Below are 22,623 nucleotides of genomic sequence, written 5' to 3'. Positions count from 1 at the left end.
CAGGGGAAACGGGTTCAGTGGGTGGCCAGTTCACGGGCCAGGACGAAGATGCCCTCCATGCGCCAGTGCTGGTTTTCGTAGCGCGGGTCGCTGGCGAACTCGTCCCAGCCGGAGTCCCGTCGGTACTGGCCGACCAGGCCGCTGGCGAGCACCTGCGCCGGGTCGAGGCTGACCGACTGCTCGCAATCGGGGTGCACGTAGAGCGCGTCGCTGTGGCAGTACAGTTCGCACATGAAGCAGGTCTGGCAGGCCGACTGATCGGCAATCCGTGGCTTGCCGTCGCTGCCCACGGCCAGCACGTTGCTGGGGCAGGCCGTTACGCACTGGCTGCAGCCGTTGCAGCGGTCACTGAAGATCAACTCGATCATGCCGGCACCTCGCTGGCGTGAAGGGTCGGCAGGGCATCGCGGCGCACCCAGGGCGTGTCCAGCCCGGCGCTGCGCAGATGGCTATCAAAACTGGCGAGGCGGGCAGGTGCGTCGCTGCGCTGGTGCATGCCGCGGCTTTCCTTGCGTGCCAGGGCGCTCTGGTAGCACCAGCGGGCGCTGGCCAGCAGCGCCGCGGTTTGCCGCCAGTGCAACAGCGCCTCGGGACTGTCGACGCTGCGCTGTTCGCGCAGGCGGTCCCAATGGTTTTCCAGCACGCCGAGGGAGCGCTGCAACTGCGCGCCATGGCGGAACAGGTTTTTGTCGTAGGGGTGCAGTTCGTCCTGGATGGCGCGGATGGTCTTGCGGTGATCGTCACCCGCATTGCCATTTTTCAATAGTCCGACCTGTGCCACGCTACGTACTACGGTATCTTTCGCCGGCTGCGCCAGGGCATGCCGCGCCGCGCCGGCGCCGGCCCACTGGCCGCTGGACAACGCCCAGGACGAATTCACTGCGCCACCGCCGGAGATCGCCCCGGTCACCGCCTCGCGACTGGCCGCGTCGCCTGCGGTGAACAGGCCGGGCACGCCGGTCTGGCAGTCGTCATCGACGATTCGCAGGCCGCCGACACCGCGGATGGTGCCTTCGCCGTGCAGCGTGACCGGGAATTTGTCGCGGTACGGATCGATGCCCTGGCGGTCGAACGGCAGCATCAAGTTCGGCTGCACATACGGCAGGCGCGCGCGGATGTCCTCGGGAATGCGGTCCAGCCGGCAGAACACCGGACCTTGTAACAGCGCGCGGGCGAGGGCGTCATTGAAGCCCGGGCCCTGGGTGATCTCCAGCTCGCGGCCGGCGCCATCGAAGTAGCGGCCGAAGGTGTAGACCATCGAGCGGGTCATGGTGCTGCCGGCCGGGGCGATGCAGTAGTAGTTGGAAAACTCCATCCCCGACAGCTCAGCCCCGGCCTCGACGCCCATCAGGTAACCGTCGCCGGTGTTGGTGTGGCTGCCCAGCAGTCGGGAAAGAAAGCCGCAGCCACCGGTGGCCAGCACCACGGCCGACGCGCTGACCTGCCATTCGCGCTTGGCCTGGCGCTGCCAGCCACGCGCGCCGGCCAGTTCGCCGGAATCGTTCTTCAGCAGTTCCAGCGCCGGGCTCTGATCCAGTAGGGTGACGCCGTGTTCCAGCGTCAGTTGGCGCATGGCCCGCATGTATTCCGGCCCGCGCAGGGCGCGGTACTGCTTGTTGCCACGCTCGTCGCGAGGGAAACCGTACAGGCGGTCCAGTTGCGGCAGCGATTGCCAGGTGGTGTCGAGAATCCGCGCCATCCAGCGCGGATCGCCCAGCGCTTCGGCGCTGAGGGTGCGTTTCTCGATCACCGCTTCGCGTTGTTCCGGCGGCACCCACCAATGGCCGGGGCCGGCGGTCGCGGTCACGCCGCTGGTGCCGCAGTAACCCTTGTCGGCAAGGACCACCTTCGCGCCTTTACGCGCCGCGGCCACCGCCGCCCAGGTGCCGGCCAGGCCGCCACCGATCACCAGCACATCGGCGCGCAGGTGGAGTGGGGCGGGGGCGTTGTGAAACAGGGGAATCATGGATGCGCAGGCTCCTGCAGAGGTCGTTGGGGACGGCCTCCGCCAGGAGTGGGGTCGGGTCTGGTAGAACGATATGCCTGCGTTCGGCGCGAGGGAAAGGCTTTTTGGTTCTAAGCTAATTATGTGAGTTTGGTATTTACCGTAACCTTAAAATTAGTTTTCGTTATTTTTTCAGGGCATTCGTTCGCTTCTGTGAGGGTGTCCGCGACCTGTTTCCGGGCTGTTTCCCCACGTGCCGGTAATGGCATGAAGCACCTTCCTCAACAATACTGAAACCTGTGCAGGGAATGGCCATGACGGCGGATAACAGATGAATACGTCTTTGTTCAGGAACACCCCGACGGTCACAGGGCTCGACAGTCGCGGCCTAAGGGTGCGCGACATCACGTACCACCGTCACCCGGACTCCCCGAATGACACCAGCGAGCGTATCAGCCGCCATGTGTTCAACGCACAAGGCTTCCTGGTCCGCAGCGCTGACCCGCGCCTTCATGAGAAGGGGTTGGCGAACTTCATCTACCAGACTGACCTCGTTGGCAAAGTGCTAAGCACTATCAGCGCCGACGCCGGCATTACCCTCGCCTTGTACGACGCTGCCGGACGGCCCGGCGTGGCTATCAGCAATCTCTCTGTGGCTGAAGACGGCGCGCCCGACACGAGCGAGGTAGTGACCCGTACCTGGCAATACGAAGAGGAAGACATGCCGGGCCGTCCGCTTGCCGTTACCGAGGTGACGGCAGACGGAAGCGTTCATGTCACCGAGCGGTTTGTGTATGGGGCAAACAGTCCGGCGGAGCAGGCACTGAACCTGGCTGGGCGATGCGTTCGTCACTACGACACCGCAGGTCTGCTGCAGACCGACAGCGTGGGGCTCACCGGTACCTCGCTCTGTGTAACCCGCCACCTGCTGAGCGAGGTGGAGAATCCGACGGTGGTGGCGAATTGGCTGCCAGAAGGGATGGCGGCCAGGGAAAGTCTCCTGGCTGAAGAAAAATTCAGCACCGTAACCACCACGGATGCGACGGGTACCATCCTGAGTACCACCGATGCGAAAGGTAACGTGCAGCGCGTGGCGTACGACGTGACGGGCCAGTTGTCGAGCAGTTGGCTGACAGTGGCGGGCGGCGCGCAGCAAATCATCGTTGGCTCGCTGACTTACTCGGCTGCCGGGCAGAAGCTGTGCGAGGTCCACGGCAATGGCGTACTGACCACGTATACCTATGAGCCAGGGACACAGCGCTTGTCGGGTATTCGAACGGCGCGTGCCGGTGAGCCCTCGTCTGGAGTAAAAGTGCTGCAGGACCTGCGCTATGAATACGATCCTGTAGGCAACGTACTCAAGATGAACAATGAGGCCGAGGACGTTCGCTTCTGGCGCAACCAGAAAGTAATGCCGGTCAACGTGTATCGCTACGACAGCCTTTATCAACTGGTCGGCGCCACTGGACGAGAGATGGCGAACGCAGGTCAGCGCAACAGCAGGCTGGTGACCATTACGGAGTTCAGTAACACGACCTATGCGAACTACACGCGTACCTATACCTATGATCGCAGCGGCAACCTGACCCGAATACGCCATAGCGCGCCGGGCACGAACAATAGTTACACAACGGACATCACCGTAAGTGATCGCAGCAATCGGGGAGTATTGAGTGCCCTGACAGAGAGCCCGGCCCAGGTACACGCTCTGTTTACGGCAGGTGGGCGACAGTTGCTGCTGCAGGCGGGACAGTCCCTGGACTGGACGCCTCGCGGCGAGTTGCAGCGAGTGGTGCCGGTGGCGCGCATCGGGGCGCCGGATGACGTGGAAAGCTACCGGTACGACAGCGCCAGCCAACGGCTATTGAAGTTCAGCACGCAGAAAATCAGTTCAATCATGCAGACGCAGCGAGTCGTGTATTTGCCAACGCTGGAGTTGCGTAACACAACCCGCGCAAGTGCTCAGACAGAAGCCCTGCAAGTGATTACGGTCGGAGAGTCCGGGCGTGCACGGGTTCGGGTTATGCATTGGGAAACCGGCAAGCCTGAAGGCATCAGCAATGATCAGGTGCGTTATTGCTACGAGAATCTGCAGGGGAGCAGTAGCCTGGAAGTTGATGGCAACGGCAGAATCATCAGCCAGGAAGAATATTACCCTTATGGCGGAACTTCCGTGCTGACAGCCTCCAGTGACGTGGAGGTGGCTTATAAAACAGTACGTTACTCGGGCAAGGAACGTGATGCCACGGGGTTGTACTACTACGGTTATCGGTACTATCAGCCGTGGGTGGGCCGCTGGTTATCCGCTGATCCCCTGGGTGCAGTCGACGGCCTGAACCCGTTCTGTTTCTGCGGTGGCAACCCCGTCAGCTATATCGATAAGTCCGGCCTGGTGGGTGTCCCCATTACTCAACGTTTGAATAATGCCGAGAGCCATTGGGGAATAGCAGGAATGGAGGTCCTGCAGGGGTGGGCTGATTTTGCTCAACGGCATGCTTTTGAAGTCCAGGGCAATCAGGTAAATGCAAGGGATGTTGTGGTCAGCCAAGTAAGAGACGTAATGCTGAACCAGCCGCCAGAGCATTACAATGCTCGCTTTCAGCCGGGTACTCACTACATCAATGAACAGTCTTTGATTGAGCGGGCCAGTATCGGTCGCATTTATCGATTGGACTGGAGTTCGCCAAGCGAAATTCTCAGTAGTGGATTCAGGGCAAGTTCTGATTTCAGTGCAGTAGAGAATATGCTTCATGGGGGTATTGTTGATCAGTATGAAAACGGCTCTGAGGATTCAAATCATTCAGATGATTCTCTTGCTCGGTCTGATGCGGAAATAAGAAGACAACAGGAAACCCTTATTGCGTCTACTGAAATTACAGGTGTTGATTATTACGTTCGGGTTGGCCAGGCCAAGGGTAACCTGTATGAAATTGATGCGACCGGTATCTCCGGTGTTTCAGTCACTGACAACGTCATCAATAATCCAGGGGGGATTATCAAGTTCTTTGATGACAGTCAGGATCATCCCGTTACCCGGGAAAGCGCATATGGCATCCTGAGTAACTTTGGAATTGATATTGAACTCGAAGAGGTGCACGTCGATGTTTCTCAATTGAATGATGCCATTCGAAGGACTCCTGACAGGGTTCGCTTTATCCATCGGTATGGCTAGCTCCGGGAGAACGAAGCGCCATCGTTTCCATCGCCCCATGAATTGCTCGCCGTCTTTTTGCTATCATCCTGCCATCACTAGAGCCTGCGCACGCGAAGGCTGCTGACACAAGGATTGAAGGTAATGGCGTTATTCGTACAAAAGCCGGTTTTCTGGAACACCAACAACTACGTGGCCCCGTCTGGCGCCTTTGCCACCAGCGGCTATCCCAAGGAAAACGGCTACGGCCACGAAGAGTGGAACAACTCGCCGCGCCTGTTGCTGCGGCGTGGCGCTGAGCGCTTCCGCGTCTTCCACACCGAAGGTTTTGGCACTGCGCCGCTGATCGACAACGCCGGCCAGACCTTCGTCTTCATGACCGCCGCGCACAACGGCATCCTGCAACTGGTCGGCATCGCCGGTAACGCCGTCGGCCTGTTCGATGAACGCCTCCAGGCCCAGCGTGAAGAGATCGTCCAGAAGCTGGCCCTGAACGACCTCTGGGAAGAAGCCTGGTCCGTCACCAAAGTCCGCAGGATCCACGAGGATGACCGCCACCACTTCCTCAAGAACTGGAAACAGCACCTGCACTGGATCCCCAACTGGGTGTGCCCGGACGACTACTTCTGGTGGTTCGATGAGCCCGTGACCCTCGACCCGAATATCGTCGCCGGCAAGCAGAAGAGCTACACAGAACTTGATCTGGCCTTGGTTGGCCGAATCATGGATGCGATCCCGCAGGAGCAACGCGGCGATAAATGGGTCCGGCTGATGGACGCCATTCAATGTGCGCCAACTGAACCCGTGGCGGCTTCGGAGCGGGATGAGTTGCTGGAGGGCGCCGAGCACGTTACCGAGGTCATGGCCCAGATCCAGGCCCGACGCGGGCGCGGTAAATTCCGCCAGGACTTGCTTGAGGTCTGGGGCGGCGCGTGTGCGGTGACGGGGTTGGCCTGTACCGAAGTGTTGCGCGCTTCACATATCAAACCCTGGGCCGAATCGACGGCGAAGGAGCGGCTGGATAGCAGCAATGGCCTGCTGTTGGCGGCGAATCTGGATGCGCTGTTTTATCGCGGCTTGATCAGCTTCGATTCACGCGGGGAGATGTTTGTGTCGAAGCGGTTGTGCGAGGCGAGTTGCGCGGCGTTGGGGTTGCCGCGCAGGTTGCGGTTTGTGCCGGACGGGGTCGGGGAATACCTGGATTATCATCGAGAGCAGGTGTTCCAGCACTGATATTGGTTGCGTGGGCTGGGTGCACATCCAGCCCGTTTCGGCACGCATTGGCTGCCACTGGAAACGCCCTGAAACATAACGGTCATCCCCACCTGCGAGCATCCCGGCGCCCGCCGCCAAAAAGGTTGATGACACCGGTGATTTCCGCCCCACCCCGCAAGCAGTTCCTGATCCGCTCGGCGGACCTCAGTGCCGACGAGTTCGGCGCGCTCTTCACCCGGATGTTCGGCAGTCTTTATGCCCATCTGCCACGCCTGGACCGCAAGGTGGTCATCGCCGGGGTCTATGGCCGCTACGAGGGCGTCAGCTTTCGGCAGATGAGCTACCTGGGTGATTTCACGACGCAATTGCCCGATATGGATGACGAGATCACCTTTGTCTTTCCTACGGCGGGGCGAATCGTTTTCGAGTTGGGCGACGATCAGGTCGGGACGCCGCGCTATGGCCTGGCGGTGGAGAAAGCCGAGGTGCGTTCGGTGAGTTTTGTCGATGGCCATCAGCAGTACGGCATTTCCGTGCGGCGCGAGCTGTTCGCCCGGCGGCTGGCGACACTGCTCGGCAGGCCGGTGATGGACAAGGTGCGCTTCCAGCCGGTGGTGGACCTGACTGCCGACAGCTTCCAGGGCATCCGCGCGATTATCTCGATGGCCACCGGCAGTGCGTTCGACGGGCTGATCAACTCCAGCGCGCTGATGCCGCTGCGTCTGCAGGAGATGCTGGTGGATGCGGTGCTGGAGGCCTGGCCGCACAACCACAGTGAAGCGTTGCGCGCCCCGGCCCCGCAAATTGCGCCGCGTCATGTGAAGCTGGCCGTCGAGTACATCCGTGAGCATCCGGATGCGCTGGTGAGCGGCACCGAGCTGGCGGCACTGAGCAACGTCAGCCTGCGGGCGTTGCAGGACGGGTTCCGGCGTTTCGTGGGCAATTCGATCGTCGGCTATCAGCGCCAGGTACGTCTGGAGCGGGCGCATGCGGTGCTGCGCGGGGATTGCGCCCAGTCCATCAGCGAGCTGTCGCTGAGCCTTGGATTCAGCAACGTCGGACGCTTCTGTCAGTACTTCCAGAATGCCTATGGTGTTAGTCCGGCTGAACTCAGGAAGGGACGCTAGCCCGGCTGTGAGGCCGGGCTAGCTTTCGGTCAGAACTGATAGCTCGCCTTGAGGCCGCCACTGACGCCGTGGCTTTCACCGCCGGCGATAGCACCGACCTCGGCTCCGATGCTCAGGGCATCCAGGCTTGCCGTCAGACTGAAGGCGCCGTTGAACTGGTCGCGGTTATCAAAGGCCGCGCGTTGCTGGATATCCAGCCCGAGCAGGCGGCCGTCGCTTTGCACCTGATGATCGCCGAGGGCATGGTCGTAACCCAGCTCGATGCCCGGCACCAGTTGCCAGCCGCCACTCAGACCGACCGCGGCGAAGGTGGCTTTCACGCCTGCCGTGGCGCTGCGCCGGGTGGACTGGAGGCCATCGACGTCCAGCGCCAGTTCGCTGCCTTTTTCCTGGAAACCGGAGAGGTCGAGGTGGCTGACGCGCAGGCCCAGGCTCGGCTCCAGGGTCATGCCGTTCAACGGAATGCGATAGCCCAGCGCAAGGCTGGCGCCGCTCAATGTCCCGTGGGTATCGCCCTTGGCGCTGCCGAGGCCGGCGCCCAGTTCCCGTTTGCCGTTGTAGTCGAGCCAGCCGGCGTTGATGCCGGCATCGATGAACAGGCCCCGTTCCAGGCTGCCCGGCGCATAGCGGGCGCCGGCTTTGAGGAAGGTCAGGTCGGTGTCGACATCCCCACTGCTACTCCCGATGCTGCCACGGCTGTAGCCGAAACCGGCATGGCCACTGAGCTGTTCGGAGAAGCGTTGGGTCAGGCCAAACAGCGCGCCCTGGGTGTGTTCGTTGCTGCTGGCCGCCTGGGCCGAGCCGTCGGTGCCGAGGTAGCCGGCGAGGGCGGTGGTCCACAGGCGCGTCTGGCCGACCTTGAGGTCCAGGCCGCTGGTGTAGCTGGCCGCAGCCCGGTCGATCAACGCGCCCTGGCGCAGCAGGTAGCTGGCGGCGTCGGCATGCACCTGGCCGCCGACGGTGGACTCGACACCGCCGAGGCTGCCGGCATCAATGGCCGATTGCAGGTAGTAGTTGTAGGCGCTGTAGGTGCCGGACAGTTCGCTGTTCTGCAGTTGCTGCAACAGCAGGGCACCGGCGGCGGCGTTGCCGGCGAGGGCAGTCATGCCGGGCAGGCTGTTGTAATAGACCATCTTGCCGCGCAGCACGTAGAGCGTTTCTTGCGACAGGCCCAGGCCTTCCTTGAGGTAGTTGTCCATGCTGCCGTATTGCGCGGTGACTTCATCCAGGCCCGCTTGCAGGTAGCTGGCCTGCACGCCCAGCATTGGCCCGTAGATGGCCGCCATGCTCGACGGCATGGCGGCGAGGGTCGCGGCGACGCGGGCTGCGGTGTAGTCGTTGGTGGCCAGGTAGTCGGACATGATCGTGCCGCTGTCGACCCCGGCGATGCTCAGCAGCACGGCGGCAGTCCAGCCGGTGCGGTCCTTGCCGGCGGTGCAGTGAAACAGCGCGGCGCCGTCGGCGCTGGCCAGCTCGTTGAACAGCACGGAGAACTGCCCGCGCATGCCGGAATCGCTGACGAAGGCGCGGTTGGTTTCCTCCATCATCGCCACCGCCTGGGCGGCGCTGCTGATGGAAACGGTGGTGATATTGGAGCCGGAAGTGGTGCTGCCGATGATGTCGATGTTCTGGTACTGCGCCCCGCTGGGCAGGGTATCCGGCGTGGCGGCGATCTCGCTCGGGGTGCGCAGGTCGTAGACGTTGCTGATGCCCAGGCCGTTGAGAATGGTCAAGTCCGACGCGGTGGGCGTCAGTGCGTTGGAGCGATAGAACTGCCCGGCGCGCATCACTCCGTCGTTACTGGTGGTGTAGGCACGGGTGGTGCCGGCGACGTCACGGAAGTTGTCGATGCCCTTCAGTCGTGGTGTATCGAGAGCTTCGCCAGCCTGGACCTGGGCGACGGCGATGGACAGGCTGAGCAGGGACAGCGAACACAGGGTGCGATGGAACACGGTGTAGCCTCTGGAAAACCTTGGGGAGGCCTACTATCAGCGGCGAACGGGGCGTCAATGTGACAGAAAAGGGGTGCGCTGAAATGCATGCGCGATTGGTCCGCGGGGTGCGTTTTTGGTCTGTTATCCGCAACGGGCTCGGACAAAACACCGCTGTTTTGTAGGGAAATAATGATGCCTCGGCGGAACTAGATCGATTTCGCTCAGTCTGTAGTGGCGTATTAATGGCAATCATTCAAGGAGGCATCCAAACCGGGTTTCGATTCAGTAGCGATTCATCTTGTTTTGTCAGGCAACCGCGGCATTGCTGTGTGCCTGTCCGCTAACCTTTTCATTGCGAGGATTTTCATGAAGTTCAAGGACGTATTCCGCTGTGCCCCCGCCGCTTGCCTTGCCTCTGTTTCGAGCCGTTGTCCCCGGTTCTGATTCACGCGCCCTGCTTCAAACGAACCCGCCTCGCTGACTGAGTCGAGGGTTTTCGTTGTCGGCTGACCTGGTCAACAGGCAGCCATTCGAGTCAATGCCCTGGTCTGCATATCGCTGATTTCAACTGGCGGGACGGTTGTCGCCTGCCCGAAACAGACTGCGGCATTGCTTTATTTCGGCACATGGTTTTCGCAAGGATGAGCAACCCAATGGCGCTATTCGTTCAAAAGCCCATTTTCTGGAATACCCGCCAGTACACCGCGCCTTCCGGTGCGCCCGGCACCGGCGGTTATCCCAAGGAGCATGGTTATGGACAGGAAGAATGGAACAACGCTGCACGGATGATCGTGACCCGCGACGGGCTGCGTTATCGGGTGTTTCATACCGGTGCTCTGGGCGCCGCACCGCTGGAGCGGCATGCGGGCCGTATCTTCATCTTCATGACCGCGTCGCACAACGGCATCCAGCAACTGGTCGGCGTGGCCGGTAATGCAACGTCGCTGCTGCATGAGCCGCAGCGAGCGCAACGTGATGCGATCGTCAAGGAGCTGTCGTTGCATGAACTCTGGAAAGAGGCCTGGAATGTCCCCCGGGTCCGGCGGAATTACCGCAATGATCCACGACGGTTTCTCAAGCGCTGGCGAAACGACCTCAATCGCATGCCAAGCTGGATATGCCCTGAGGAGTTGTTCTGGTGGTTCGACGAGCCGGTGACCCTCGATCCTTGGGCAATCACCGGCAAGCGTCGATTGCTGGGCATGTTCAGCAGCTACACCGAACTGGATAGCGCGATGCTGGAGCGTATGCTCGATGCCATTCCCGTCGCGCAGCGCCAGGAACAGTGGGCGCGCCTCAACCACGCTATCCAGCGCTCTTTGACCGAAGCGGCGCTGGCGGAGGAACTTGCGCAAGGCAACGCGGTGTTTTTGCCAGGCACGGTGAGCCTGCGCGCACGCCGTGGACAGAACAAATTCCGTGAGAACCTGATGCGCATCTGGGGCAATGCCTGTGCCGTGACCGGCGTCGCCTGCCGGGAGGTATTGAGGGCGTCCCATGTGAAACCCTGGTCGGAATCCACGCCGCGGCAGCGAATCGACGGGCATAACGGTTTGTTGCTGTCGGCCAACCTTGATGCGCTTTTTGATCGTGGCCTGATTACGTTCGATGAGTACGGCCAGATGCAGATCTCCGCGCGCCTCGATGCCGCGCACCGGCAAGCGCTTGGGCTACCGCGTCCGCTGCGATTTCTGCCGAAGGAGATGCTGGATTACCTGAGATACCACCAGCAGCATGTTTTTCGCCATTGAGTGATGACGACGCCTTCGGGTGCTGAAACCCTGCGGTACTGGGCGGTTTCAGCTCAGCAATCCCGCTGCAATGTTCAAGGTAAAGCCAAGGATGGCGGTGTTGAAGACAAAGCCGATCACCGAATGAGCCAGCACCACCCGGCGCATCCCGCGCCCGCCGACACCGATGTCCGACGTCTGCACCGCGACGCTGAGGGTGAAGGAGAAATAGTGAAAGTCCCAGTAATCGGGATGGCGTTCGCCATCGGCGAAGCGCAACAGCGGTTCACTGCTGTCGCTGGTGTAGAACAAGCGCGCGTAATGCAGGCTGAAGATGGTGCCGATCAGCAGCCAGGAGCCAGCGACCGTCAGCCCGGTATAGGCGTAATGAAGGACCATTTCCTGCCCGTGCAGATCACGGCTGCCGGCCAGCTGCAGGGTCACTGCGGCAAGGCTGGCCACGGCGGCGATACTGACGACGAACAGCACCAGCGCCGCGTTTTCGTCTTCGACATCGGCAGTGCGACGCACCTTTTCAGGCGTTGCACCGAGGGTCAGCACCAGCACCAGCGTCAGGTACAGCCAGACCGCGAGGTTCCAGCCCGCCAGCACATGCTGCACGGTGTCGCCGGCGGGGATGAAGAAACCGCCCAGAATTCCGGTCAGGGCGGCGGCGCTCAGCCGCGGATGGGTATGGACCAGCTTGTGAAGTGCCATATGAACTCGCTGCGGGGAAGGGTGCGCCAACTGTAGCCCTTCGCTGGCATTGTCGTCAGGCAAAAGGGCTTGCCCGAGCCGATGTGCTCGGTCATCCTGCGCGCCTTCGGTTACCGCCCCTGTCGTCGAGGAACCCCACGGTTTGCCTGAGTCACTGCCCAACCCGCTGCTGCAATACCTTGCCCGACTGGCGCCTTCCAGCCAGTTGACCATGAAGTACATCCTTCAGGACGCCGCCGACCGCCTCGGTTTCGACGGCATCGATATTGTTGACGTCCCTTGGCACCAACTCGACCCCGCGCACGTTACCGACCTGGTGGCGGTGTTGCGCAGCGATGGCTACGCGCCCAACAGCTCGTCGCTGTACGTCAACGCCATTCGCGGGGTGATGAACGAAGCCTGGCGCCTGGGCCTGATCGACCAGGAGCGCCTGCTGCGCATCCGTGAGGTCAAGGCCGTGCAGGGCACGCGCCTGCCGGTGGGGCGCAACCTCAAGCGCACGCTGATCCGCGAACTGATGGACGTCTGCGCCGCCGATCCACGGCCTCAGGGGCTGCGCGACGCGGCGGTGATCGGCTTGCTCTACGGCACTGGCATGCGCAAATCCGAGTCGGTCAACCTTGATCTGGCCCAGGTGGATTTCGCCGAACGCAGCCTGCGGGTGCTCGGCAAGGGCAACAAGCAATTGATCAAGTACGCGCCGGCCTGGGCTTTCGAGAAGCTCAATGCCTGGCTGGCCTTCCGCCGTGAGCAACTGCCCGCAGGCCAGGAAGACGACAGCTTCCTGTTCAACCGCATTCGACGCGGCAGTCACATCACCCGCGAGCGCATCACCAAGCACGCCATCTATTACATCGCCCGCCAGCGCGGCCAGCAGGTCGGGGTGAAGATCATGCCCCATGATTTCCGCCGCTCGTTCATCACCCGGGTGATTGAAGAACACGACCTGTCGATCGCGCAGAAACTGGCGCACCACAGCAACATCCAGACCACCGCGAACTACGACATGCGCGACGATAACGAGCGGCGGCGCGCGGTGGATCGATATGACTATTGAACGTGCAGTTTAATCGTCGTTACTCAAACGCCTCCTGCCCGGGTTACCTGTTATTTCTGTCAGTATCAGGAACATTCGCATTGCCCTAGCCTGAGTGTCGCCAGTATCAGCAGCGCTGAGAGTTATCTGGTGACCTTAATTACTCAATCAAGGACCGGCGACATGGAAAACTTTATACGCAATGGTGATTTTCGCGAGGGGCTGAACCATTGGAAAGCCAATCGTGAAGTGGATACCGCCAAGGACGGTGACCTGCACTATGCCTTCTTTGGCCAAGGGATCCAGATTCGTCAGGAATTCAGCGGCCTTGAAGGCGGTACAAACTATATCTTCCGGATGGAAACCAGCAGGCTGCCGCTGGAGTCTGCTGCCAGCCTGCCGTCCATCGGCACAGATCCGGCCAAGTGGCTGACACTGCCTTCGGAAGTCTGGCTCAGGGCATTGATGGTGTTGTCGTTGAATGACGGGAGCATCGAACACATCATCTCCAAGCCTTGTATTGCCTATCCCTCCTGGGGAATGGCCGGGTTCCTGTTTACCGCGCCCGTGGGTTTCAAATCGGGTATCGCAACTATCCTGGTTCCCGTCGGAGAGGATCAACCCAAGATCGAGATGGGTGTGACCCATATTGAAATCGTCAAAGCCTAACGCGCGTCTGACCGTTCTTGGATCAAGTAAAACCCGATAAGTCAGTGACCGACATTCGATGGCTGACTTATCGGGTATCGGTATGTTCGCTGCATCATTTGATTGGCCGGTAACGGCTGACTTCCACATGTTCGATCAGTTGACCGACCGTTGCGAAATCGATGCTGACCTCATCGGGGATTTCAATACTGAACTGGTCCTCGACCATGATCAGAATCTCCAGCGCATCCATCGAATTGACGGCGAGGTCATCGCGAAAGCGCTTGTCCCGCGTCATCTGGCTGTGGGGAAGGTGTTTCTTGTCGGCAACAATGGAATAGATGAGTGTTTCGGGATCGCTTGTGATGTCCATGATCGTGCTCCGCAGGCCCCAAGGGACAAGGTTATTCCAGCAGAACCTTCGTTGAAGCGAAACTGACAGAAATGTCAGTAGGCCATTAGTGAATGCTGGAGGCCAGTTCGAAGATCGGCATGTACATCAGGATCACGATCAGCCCGATCAGCAGCCCGATAAACGTCATCAGCAGCGGCTCGAACAGGCGCACGAACCACTCGATCCAGCGCCCGATCTCGGCGTCGTAGAAGTCCGCGCTGCGCTCCATCATCTGGCCGACGTTGCCCGACTGTTCGCCCGCCCGCAGCAGGCGCAGCGATACCGGCGTCACCAGGTCGCCCGCTTCCAGCGCCGCCGACAGCGATACACCTTCGCGCACCCGTTCGCCGGCCTGGTCGAGACGGGCGGCGGCGCTGCTGCCGAGCAGGCCGCGGGCCATGCCCATGGCGGTGAGAATCGGGATGCCGCCTTGCAACAGGATCCCCAGCGAGCGGTAGAAGCGCGCCAGTTCGTACATCACCAGCCGCCGATGCAAGGCCGGCAAGCGCTGTAACTGGCGACCCAACCAGCGCCGTACCGGTGGCTGGCGTTGCAGCACGGCGACGGCCAGCGACAGCCCGGCGCAACCGGCCAGCAGTTCGACCTGATGCCGTTGCAGAAACAACCCGCCGTACATCAACCACTGCGACAGCCACGGCAGGTTGCTGCCCAGTCCTTCGAATACCGCGCTGAAGCGCGGCACCACGTAGCCCAGCAGAAACAGCACCACGCCGCCGCCCACCAGCAACAGCAACAGCGGGTAGATCGAGGCGCTGACGATCTTCTGCCGCACCTCATCCAGACGCTGGCGATAGCCGACATAGCGGCGCAAGGCTTCGGCCAGGGCACCGGTCTTTTCGCTGGACTGCACCAGCGCCACGAACAGCGGCGGGAAAACCGCCGGCAACTGCGTCAGCGCCTGGGAACAGGACTTGCCCTCGTAGAGCAGGCGCACCAGGGTATCGAGGGTCTTGCGGGCCTGAGGCGCGGTTTCCTTTTCTGCCAGGCTTTGCAGGGCGTCGATCAGCGGCAGGCCGGCGTCGAGCAGGGTACCCAGCTCCTGGCTGAACAGCAGCAGGTCGAAATGTTCGCGGCGGGGCCGGCGCAGGCGGGCGAAGCGCTCGGCGTTGTTGGCGCTGAGCACTCGAAAACCTTGCCGTTCGACCTGTTCGCGGGCCTGGGCGAGGTCCACGGCGTCGATCTCCAGGGCGACCACCCCGGCCTTGCCCAGGGCCTTGAGCTTGTAGCGCATTGGCGTATCCCCCGTGATCAATTGACGATTTCGGCGTTCTCGCCGTCCCCGCCGGGCTGGCCGTCCTTGCCCAGGGAGAGCAGGTCGTACTCGTTGTTTTCGCCGGGGTAGCGGTAGATGTACGGGTGGCCCCAAGGATCGTCCGGTACCTTCTTCTGCAAATACGGGCCCGTCCAGCGGGCTTCGTCGCTCGGCGCGGTGACCAGTGCCTGCAAGCCTTGTTCAGACGACGGATAGCGCCCGACCTCCAGCCGATACAGGTCCAGCGCCTTGGCCAGCCCTTCGATTTGCGCTCGCGCCACCTTGGCTTCCGAGCGGCCCAACTGGCTGAAGTAGCGGGGCGCGACGATCCCGGCCAGCAGGCCCAGGACCACCAGCACCACCAGCAGTTCGAGCAGGGTGAAACCGTGTTGCGTGCGACGTTGTCGGTTCATGGCCGGGGCCTCCTCCAGAGCGTGTGCGAGGGCTTATGCAAAGGCCGTGCGCGTCTGCGCCGGGGCCCGTGGCGCTGCGGCCCGGCGGGCGGCACAGTGCTTGCGTTGACCTCTCCACGCCCGCCCCGAACGGGGCATAACCCCCACTTTCTGGGGAAAACCGGGAGGAGACGATCATGCGCATCGTGACCACCGCACTGCTGGCCTGGCTGGCCACCCTCCAGCCGGCCCAGGCCGACGTGTACATCTCCGTCAGCGCCAGTGGCGCCTACGTCCTGTCCAACGTTCACCGGCCGGGCCGGCAGTACCAGCGCGTGGTCGCCGAGCCCGGGCTTGCCGCGACCCGCCCGGAACTGGTGACCGGCAAGCCTTACGCTGAACTGATCGCTGCGGCGGCCAGGGCCAACGACCTGCCGGAGGCCTTGTTGCATGCGGTGGTCCAGGCCGAATCGCGCTACGACGCCAATGCCCGCTCAGGTGCCGGAGCCATGGGTTTGATGCAGTTGATGCCGGATACGGCGAAGGAACTGGGGGTGAGCAATGCCCTGGATCCTGCGGCCAACCTTGACGGCGGCGCGCGGTATCTCAAGCGCATGATGAAACTGTTCAACAACGACATCGCCCTGGCCGTCGCCGCGTATAACGCCGGGCCGGATGCGGTGCTGAGTCGGGGCCGGGTGATCCCGCCGTTTGCCGAGACGCAGCGGTATGTGCCGGAGGTGTTGCGGCATTACCGGCTGTTGCGGGGGGAGTGAGGGGTTTATTCGGGAAGTCGGGGCGCCCAAAGGCGCTAGCCACCAGTTTTTCAGCGCTCTCAAGATCGAGCGCCGCCCGCGCGGCGCATCGCGAGCAAGCTCGCTCCTACAAGGGCTGACTCGATATCGCGCCGTACAAACAAAGCGGTCAACCATGGCCTGACAGGCATAGGTACGTTGCAACCAACTGTAGGAGCGAGCTTGTCGGGGCGCCGAACCGTCGCGATGCGCCGCGCGGGCGGCGCTCGATCTAAAGAGCGCTGAAAAACTGTCGGCTAGCACTTGGTAGCCATTACTCGGTCTTTTGCCAAAAACCCTCCAGCCCCCCAATTCCCCAAAAACCGGGTAATCCCCGGGCCCCTTTCCCCAATCCCCTTCACAACCCGCCGCTATCCCCTTGAAAAACAACACGTAAAAACTCTGGCGCGGCCCTTGCAATCCCGTCGTAAACGTCCCGACCGAGGCGCGCCACGATGATCACTGTCAAAGGCACTCTGTTGCCCTCCCTGTTGTCCCTGGCCCTGGCTGTATTGGCTATCCCGTTGTCCGCCCAGGCGGCGATCCGCTGCGAGCGAACGCTGGTGGCGAATGTCGTCGCGCTGGACCAGCCGCTGATGTTCAACCGCCTCGGCGCGCAGAACGCCAATGGCATGATGTTCGCCCTGCGCCGTGATGTGGTGGACGAGCACGATGTGCTACTGAGCAAGGGCGGGGCGGCGGTGCCGGGCAAGGTGTCGCTGCGCCCGGACAAGCGTCCGCGGCCTATCGTGCTGCGGGTCGCGGCGGGGGACTGCCTGACGATCAATCTGCAGAACCTGCTGGCCTACCAGGCCAATCCGAACAAGGACCTGACCGACGCCGAGCACGACCCGATCGTCGATGATCAGGTCAGCGATCGCCATGTCGGTTTCCAGGTCAATGGCCTGCAGCCGGTCAACGGTATCCAGGACATCGCCGCCTTCACCGGACGCAACGGCAACTTTCTGGTGGCGCCGGGCAATACCCGCTCCTACACCCTGTATGCCGAGCGCGAAGGCGCTTTCGCGGCGACCAGCAAGGGCGCGACCTTCGGTGGCGAAGGCGCTGCGGGCAACGTCGCCAATGGCCTGTTCGGCCAGGTGATCGTGCTGCCCAAGGGCGGGCGCAGCTACCGCAACACCCTGACCGAGGAAGAAATGCGCATGGCCACCACCGGCCGCGCACCGACCGGTCAGCCAGTGGTGGATTACGAAGCGCGCTACCCGCAGCGCGAACCGTGGATCCGCGAAGGCAAGGCCGGCGCGCCAATTGTCGCGATGGTCGATGGCAGCGAGATTGTTTCCAGCGAAGCCGACGCCGTAGTCATGGGCCCCAACACCGACGGCAGTTTCCCGGCCTCGACCTACCCGCTGGAAAGCCTCGGCAAACGCAACCCGGCGCTGCCCAACCGGCTGGAAGCGTTCCGCGATTTCTCCTCGATCTTCACTGATGAAGCCGCCGCGACCCAGGCCTTCCCCGGCTATTGGTCGGATCCGGTGATGGGCCACGTGCTGGAGCCGGCGCGGGATTCGTTCATGATCAACTACGGTTCCGGTGGCATGGGCGCCGAGGTGGTGGCCAACCGCTTGGGCGTGGGGCCGATGCATGATTGCCTGTCGTGCGCCTACGAGGAATTCTTCCTCAGTTCGCACACCGTCGGCGACGTGGCGATGCTGGTGGATGTGCCGGCCAACGTCGGCCTGGAGAACATCCGTCCCGGCGAAACCCCGGATCCGCGCGACACCGGGGTCAAGGCGACGATGGCGCTGTACCCGTCGGAACCGGCCAACGTCAACCACAGCTACATCGGCGACTTCATCAAGTTCCGCAATAGCCACAACGGTCACGAGCAGCACATTTTCCACCTGCATGGGCATCAGTGGCTGTTCAACCCGAATGACGATAACTCCGACTACGTCGATGCCCAGGGCATCGGTCCGGGCATCGGCTACACCTACGAAATCGCCAACGGCGGCTCGGGCAACCGCAACCGGGTAGCCGGCGACGCCATCTATCACTGCCATTTCTATCCGCACTTCGCCCAGGGCATGTGGAGCATGTGGCGGGTTCACGATGTGTTCGAAGAAGGCACCCGCCTGGAAGTCTCGGGGCAGGGCGCCGACAGCTATCACACCACGCCGTGGGCCCTGCGCAGCGGCAAACCGGCCACTGGCGCCCGGGCCTTGCCCGATGGCGAGATTGTCGCCGGCACACCGATTCCCGCCGTGGTGCCGCTGCCAGGCAAGGCCATGGCGCCGATGCCGGGCAAGGTCGCGGTGATTCCGAAAATGGCCGCCGAGCTGGTCGCCCGTCATGACGACGATGAGCCTGAAGACGATGACGATGACGACGATTCGGCCCATGACGGCGAACTGCGCGCCATTGGTTCGGTGGTCCTGGTCGATCGCGGCGAAACCAACCGCAACGCCGATGGCAGCCTGAAAAACCCCGGCTATCCGTTCTGGATCGGCGGGATGGAAAGCACCGTCGGTCAACGGCCACCGACCCCACCGCTGGACATGCTCGACACCGACAAGGCGCGCAGCCTGCGCGACAGTGGCAACAGCCTGTGGGCCAACCTCGACCCGGCCCAGTCCGCCGGCTGGGATGGCGGCCTGCCGCGGCATGCGCTGGACGGCGTGGCGGCGGGCGGTGTCGCCCATGCCACCACCACAGCGCTGGATTTCTCCAAGGAAATCACCCGCGCCAAGGCGGTATTCATGCCGGAAGAGGGCACCGAGGTCGAACAGGCGGCCATGCGTTTCCACTCCAAACCCGAGCACCCCAGCTACGCGCTGTTGCCGGGTCGCCAGGTGGTGGCCAAGGCGTTCCGCACCAACGGTGCTTTGCCGGTAGCCGGCGCGCCGTACTACGAACCATGCATGGATGACCGCGCCAAGCGCCTGACCCAGGCCTCGCCACTGGGCGAATACCACAGCGGCGAGCGTCTGGACGGCATGAGCTTCACCGGCTCGTCGCCGTTCACCGCTGACCGTCCGCGCATCTACAAGGGCGCCAATATCCAGTTCGACGCCGTCTACAACAAGGTCGGCTACCACTTCCCGCAGGCGCGCATCATCGCCCTGTGGGAAGACGCCTGGCCGGTGATCACCAAGCAGCGTCCGCCAGAACCGCTGGTCATGCGGATGAACACCTTCGACTGCGTGATGTACCAGCACACCAACCTCATCCCGGCGTTCTACGAGATGGATGACTATCAGGTGCGCACGCCGACCGATGTGATCGGTCAGCACATCCACCTGCCCAAGTGGGACCTCACCGCCGCAGACGGCTCGGCCAACGGCTGGAACTACGAGGACGGCATTCTCTCGCCCGGCACCGTGGTCGAGCGCATCCACGCCATCCGCGCGTTCAACCAGTGCCTGAGCAGTGACCCGCGCGACGGCAGCGCCGAATGCCCGAAAGCCAAGGCGCATCCGTTCTTCGGCCGCTATGGCCGCGCCGACTGGCTGGGCGCGCGTACGCAGATGCAGCGCTGGTTCACCGACCCTGTGGTCAACGTCAACAACGTCGACCGGGGCCTGGGCACCATCTTCACCCACGACCACCTCGGCCCATCGACCCACCAGCAACTGGGCCTGTACGCCACCGTGCTGGCCGAGCCGGCCGGCTCCACCTGGTTCCATGCCGAGACGGGCGAGGCGCTGTACAACACCGCGCAACGCGAAGACGGCGGGCCGACCTCGTGGCAGGCGGTGATCGCCACCGGTGACCTGGACAACGACGGGCGCAACGACAGCTACCGCGAGTTCTTCCTGGAATACAGCGACTTCCAGCATGCCTACGAGGCGGGCGTCTATGTCGGCGCCGGACCCAACGGCATCCCCAACGCCCAGGCCTATCCGGCCAGTGCCGACAGCTTCCGCTACGCGATCAACCCGCCGGTGCGGCAGAAAGCCTCGAACCTGCTGGAGTCGGTGGTGGAATCCCGTGGCGGTCTGACCCCAGGCTGCCCAAGCCGGCCATGCCCGCAGGCAATCTCCGTGGATGACCCCGGCATGTTCGTCGTCAACTACCGCAACGAGCCACTGGCCCTGCGGGTGTTCGACCCGAACAAGGTCGCCCCGGACGGCAAGCGCGGCATGCAGGCAGACGGCCTGGCTGGTGATCTCGCCTTCGCCATGCAAACCCGTACCGACCGCGCGATTGCCGCGATGAACCTGTCGCCCGCAGCGATCACCCAGGCGGTCGGCCCAACCGGCGGCACCACGCAATTCCCGCCGCATATCAACAAGGCCGGCGCCGAGCCGGGTGACCCGTTCACGCCGATGCTGCGCACCTATTCCGGTGACAATGTGCGCCTGCGCATGCACGCCGGCGGTCATGAGGAGGAACACAACGTGACCCTGCACGGCGTCAAGTGGCTACAAAGCGGTTCGGGTTTCGGCAGCAGTTCCAACTCGGGGTGGAAAGCCTCGCAGATGGTCGGCATCTCCGAGCAACTGGGCTTTATGGCACCCGTGTCGATGGTCTCCAGTTCGGCCGCGCCCAACGGCGACTACCTGTATTCCCTGGATGCTTCGCTTGAGGGGTACTGGAACGGCATCTGGGGCGTGATGCGCAACTACACCAACAGCCGCAGCGACCTGTTCGCCTTGCCGAACAACCCGCAGCCGATGGCCGCGCGCAACACCGTGGCGTTCGACGGTATCTGCCCGCGCTACACCGCCAATACCAACGGCATCGGCACCCGGCCAACGGTCACCCGCAGCTACGAAATCGTCGCCGCGCTGGCCAACGACATCCTCGGCAACCCGCAAGCGGTCAGCATCACCGACCCGGCCGGAGCTGCCCAGCATGTCGGCGGGCCGCTCAAGGCCAACGGTGGCACGCTGACCTACAACACCCGCACCACGGCGATCCCGCAGGTCAGCGTGATGGACCCGGAAGACGGCGAGGTCTTCACCATCGGTGGCCACGCCGGGCCGCTGCATGACCCGACCGCCGTGCTCTATGTGCGCAAGGCCGACCTTGACGTCAGCACCGGCAAACTCAAACCCGGCGTGCCGATCGAGCCGCTGGTGCTGCGCGCCACTGCCGGCGAATGCATCAAGGTCACCCTGGAAAACCGCCTGCCGCTGGTGATGCCGGACCTGGCCAGCACCGCCTCGATGCAGAACGTGGTCAAGCGCGACCGTAACGGCAGCGAAGGCTCCACTGCCTTCAACAACAACCTGATGCGGCCGTCCAGCCATGTCGGTTTCCACGCCCAGTTGCTGGCCTACGACATCACCAAGTCGGACGGCGTCAACGTCGGCCAGAACCCGGTGCAGACCGTACCGCCGCGGGCCGGCAACAGCGGTGCCTGGCCGAACAAGGTCTATCAGTACTACGCCGGTCACCTGGAACGTGAAGGCAAGCCGGTGTCGCAACTGGGCCGCGCGGTGGACAACATCAACACCACGCCGATCGAGTTCGGCGGGCTGAACATCACCCCCGCAGACGTGATCAAGCAGGGCCAGAAAGGCCTGGTCGGCGCCATGAGCATCCTGCCGCTCAACGCCACCTGGACCGAAGACAGCGCCAGCCGTGCCTCGGCCACTGTGCAGGTCAGCGGGCAGGCCGCCTACCGTGATTTCGCCACGGTCTGGCAGCGCGCCCTGAACATGCGTTGGGCCGATGGTCGGCCGGTGGAGGGCATCAACACCGAGGGCAATGGCGTGCCGGGCGATCCGAAGGACAACTCCGGCATGGCCATCAATTACAAGAGCGAACCGCTGTGGTTCCGCTTCGGCCTGGCCCCGGACGCGCCATTCGGCCACGCCGATGGCAGCGGCTGGGCTGACGTCGGCAACGCCCATATGGCCTACGCCAACCTGCTGGTCGGCGGCGATCCGCAGACCCCGGTGCTGTGGGCCAAGCCCGGTCAGCCGTTCCGCACCCATGTGCTGATGCCGACCGGTGGCAGCCGCGGCGTCACCTATCAGTTGGACGGGCACCTGTGGCCATTGCACGCCCTGCAAGCGGAGAAATCCGACACCGGCGGCTACCCCATGGGCCTGCCGGGGATCGGCTCGGTGCGCTTCGCCTACAACCCGATGGCGATGTACATCGGCGCCCAGGAAAGCGTGTTGCCAGCGGCGCACTTCAGCTTCATGCACCCCAGCGCCGGTGGCGGCAACGCCATTCCGGGCGACTACCTGTTCCGCGACTACGCCGCCTACGGCAACGCTTCGGGACTCTGGGGGATCCTCCGGGTCACCAACGAAACCCCGCCCGCCACGGCACCGGCGCAGTAATCAGGGG

General features: G+C 62.8%; 15 protein-coding genes. 8 read left to right on the top strand and 7 right to left on the bottom strand.

Annotated elements, in window-relative coordinates; genetic code table 11:
- Nucleotides 1–14: 14 nt before the first annotated feature.
- The gene (locus tag DM374_RS17900) at nt 15–368 is read right to left on the bottom strand and encodes a 4Fe-4S dicluster domain-containing protein (protein ID WP_110971075.1); all 354 of its coding nucleotides are present in this window, start codon (nt 366–368) and stop codon (nt 15–17) included.
- Nucleotides 365–1,966, bottom strand: a complete 1,602-nt coding sequence (locus DM374_RS17895) for an FAD-dependent oxidoreductase (protein WP_110971074.1) — start codon at nt 1,964–1,966, stop codon at nt 365–367. Before DM374_RS17895 ends, DM374_RS17900 begins: the two co-directional genes overlap by 4 nt.
- 310 nt (nt 1,967–2,276) lie before the next feature.
- Between DM374_RS17895 and DM374_RS17890 the strand changes: the two genes are divergently transcribed.
- The 3 genes from DM374_RS17890 to DM374_RS17880 all read left to right on the top strand — a co-directional run bounded on the left by DM374_RS17890 (nt 2,277) and on the right by DM374_RS17880 (nt 7,438).
- Nucleotides 2,277–5,117 carry an RHS repeat domain-containing protein gene (locus DM374_RS17890; protein ID WP_110971073.1) on the top strand — a complete coding sequence of 947 codons (2,841 nt, stop codon included), beginning with the start codon at nt 2,277–2,279 and terminating at the stop codon, nt 5,115–5,117.
- Between the two features lie 123 nt (nt 5,118–5,240).
- On the top strand, nt 5,241–6,329 hold the full coding sequence (locus DM374_RS17885; RefSeq protein ID WP_110971072.1) for an HNH endonuclease: 1,089 nt from the start codon (nt 5,241–5,243) through the stop codon (nt 6,327–6,329).
- Between the two features lie 137 nt (nt 6,330–6,466).
- Entirely contained in the window at nt 6,467–7,438 is a 972-nt protein-coding gene (locus DM374_RS17880) for a helix-turn-helix transcriptional regulator (protein WP_450088430.1), read from the top strand.
- Nucleotides 7,439–7,467: 29 nt separating this feature from the next.
- Here DM374_RS17880 and DM374_RS17875 read toward each other — a convergent pair whose 3' ends face one another.
- On the bottom strand, nt 7,468–9,390 hold the full coding sequence (locus DM374_RS17875; RefSeq protein ID WP_110971070.1) for a tyrosine-protein phosphatase: 1,923 nt from the start codon (nt 9,388–9,390) through the stop codon (nt 7,468–7,470).
- A gap of 767 nt (nt 9,391–10,157) precedes the next feature.
- Here DM374_RS17875 and DM374_RS17870 point away from each other — a divergent pair.
- Entirely contained in the window at nt 10,158–11,123 is a 966-nt protein-coding gene (locus DM374_RS17870; protein WP_225422528.1) for an HNH endonuclease, read from the top strand.
- Between the two features lie 48 nt (nt 11,124–11,171).
- Here DM374_RS17870 and DM374_RS17865 read toward each other — a convergent pair whose 3' ends face one another.
- Nucleotides 11,172–11,819 carry a DUF1345 domain-containing protein gene (locus DM374_RS17865; protein ID WP_110971068.1) on the bottom strand — a complete coding sequence of 216 codons (648 nt, stop codon included), beginning with the start codon at nt 11,817–11,819 and terminating at the stop codon, nt 11,172–11,174.
- A 142-nt stretch (nt 11,820–11,961) separates the two neighbouring features.
- Here DM374_RS17865 and DM374_RS17860 point away from each other — a divergent pair, with 142 nt between their 5' ends.
- The gene (locus tag DM374_RS17860; protein ID WP_110971067.1) at nt 11,962–12,876 is read left to right on the top strand and encodes a site-specific integrase; all 915 of its coding nucleotides are present in this window, start codon (nt 11,962–11,964) and stop codon (nt 12,874–12,876) included.
- Nucleotides 12,877–13,038: 162 nt separating this feature from the next.
- Complete coding sequence (locus DM374_RS17855; protein WP_110971066.1) at nt 13,039–13,524, top strand: hypothetical protein; 486 nt, start codon at nt 13,039–13,041, stop codon at nt 13,522–13,524.
- Nucleotides 13,525–13,618: 94 nt separating this feature from the next.
- Here the strand turns inward: DM374_RS17855 and DM374_RS17850 are convergent, their stop codons facing one another.
- The 3 genes from DM374_RS17850 to gspG all read right to left on the bottom strand — a co-directional run bounded on the left by DM374_RS17850 (nt 13,619) and on the right by gspG (nt 15,583).
- Nucleotides 13,619–13,876 carry an acyl carrier protein gene (locus DM374_RS17850; protein ID WP_110971065.1) on the bottom strand — a complete coding sequence of 86 codons (258 nt, stop codon included), beginning with the start codon at nt 13,874–13,876 and terminating at the stop codon, nt 13,619–13,621.
- An 85-nt stretch (nt 13,877–13,961) separates the two neighbouring features.
- Nucleotides 13,962–15,149, bottom strand: coding sequence for a type II secretion system F family protein (locus DM374_RS17845; RefSeq protein WP_110971064.1), 1,188 nt, complete (start codon nt 15,147–15,149; stop codon nt 13,962–13,964).
- 17 nt (nt 15,150–15,166) lie between these two features.
- On the bottom strand, nt 15,167–15,583 hold the full coding sequence (gene gspG, locus DM374_RS17840) for a type II secretion system major pseudopilin GspG (protein WP_110971063.1): 417 nt from the start codon (nt 15,581–15,583) through the stop codon (nt 15,167–15,169).
- A 176-nt stretch (nt 15,584–15,759) separates the two neighbouring features.
- Between gspG and DM374_RS17835 the strand changes: the two genes are divergently transcribed.
- Together DM374_RS17835 and mnxG are read left to right on the top strand one after the other, a co-directional pair.
- Nucleotides 15,760–16,338 carry a lytic transglycosylase domain-containing protein gene (locus tag DM374_RS17835; RefSeq protein WP_110971062.1) on the top strand — a complete coding sequence of 193 codons (579 nt, stop codon included), beginning with the start codon at nt 15,760–15,762 and terminating at the stop codon, nt 16,336–16,338.
- Between the two features lie 473 nt (nt 16,339–16,811).
- The gene (mnxG, locus tag DM374_RS17830; protein WP_110971061.1) at nt 16,812–22,616 is read left to right on the top strand and encodes a manganese-oxidizing multicopper oxidase MnxG; all 5,805 of its coding nucleotides are present in this window, start codon (nt 16,812–16,814) and stop codon (nt 22,614–22,616) included.
- Nucleotides 22,617–22,623: the final 7 nt, after the last annotated feature.

The sequence above is a fragment of the Pseudomonas huaxiensis genome (assembly GCF_003231275.1).
In the GTDB taxonomy this organism is placed as follows: domain Bacteria; phylum Pseudomonadota; class Gammaproteobacteria; order Pseudomonadales; family Pseudomonadaceae; genus Aquipseudomonas; species Aquipseudomonas huaxiensis.
The sequence above is the reverse complement of the archived record's forward strand: the minus strand, read 5'-3'. Positions and strand labels throughout refer to the sequence as shown.

Bases quoted from the DNA above. Each gene is read 5' to 3' on its own strand.
- DM374_RS17900 (WP_110971075.1), bottom strand. From the start codon at position 368: ATGATCGAGTTGATCTTCAGTGACCGCTGCAACGGCTGCAGCCAGTGC.
- DM374_RS17895 (WP_110971074.1), bottom strand. From the start codon at position 1,966: ATGATTCCCCTGTTTCACAACGCCCCCGCCCCACTCCACCTGCGCGCC.
- DM374_RS17890 (WP_110971073.1), top strand. From the start codon at position 2,277: ATGAATACGTCTTTGTTCAGGAACACCCCGACGGTCACAGGGCTCGAC.
- DM374_RS17885 (WP_110971072.1), top strand. From the start codon at position 5,241: ATGGCGTTATTCGTACAAAAGCCGGTTTTCTGGAACACCAACAACTAC.
- DM374_RS17870 (WP_225422528.1), top strand. From the start codon at position 10,158: ATGATCGTGACCCGCGACGGGCTGCGTTATCGGGTGTTTCATACCGGT.
- DM374_RS17865 (WP_110971068.1), bottom strand. From the start codon at position 11,819: ATGGCACTTCACAAGCTGGTCCATACCCATCCGCGGCTGAGCGCCGCC.
- DM374_RS17855 (WP_110971066.1), top strand. From the start codon at position 13,039: ATGGAAAACTTTATACGCAATGGTGATTTTCGCGAGGGGCTGAACCAT.
- DM374_RS17850 (WP_110971065.1), bottom strand. From the start codon at position 13,876: ATGGACATCACAAGCGATCCCGAAACACTCATCTATTCCATTGTTGCC.
- DM374_RS17845 (WP_110971064.1), bottom strand. From the start codon at position 15,149: ATGCGCTACAAGCTCAAGGCCCTGGGCAAGGCCGGGGTGGTCGCCCTG.
- gspG (WP_110971063.1), bottom strand. From the start codon at position 15,583: ATGAACCGACAACGTCGCACGCAACACGGTTTCACCCTGCTCGAACTG.
- DM374_RS17835 (WP_110971062.1), top strand. From the start codon at position 15,760: ATGCGCATCGTGACCACCGCACTGCTGGCCTGGCTGGCCACCCTCCAG.
- mnxG (WP_110971061.1), top strand. From the start codon at position 16,812: ATGATCACTGTCAAAGGCACTCTGTTGCCCTCCCTGTTGTCCCTGGCC.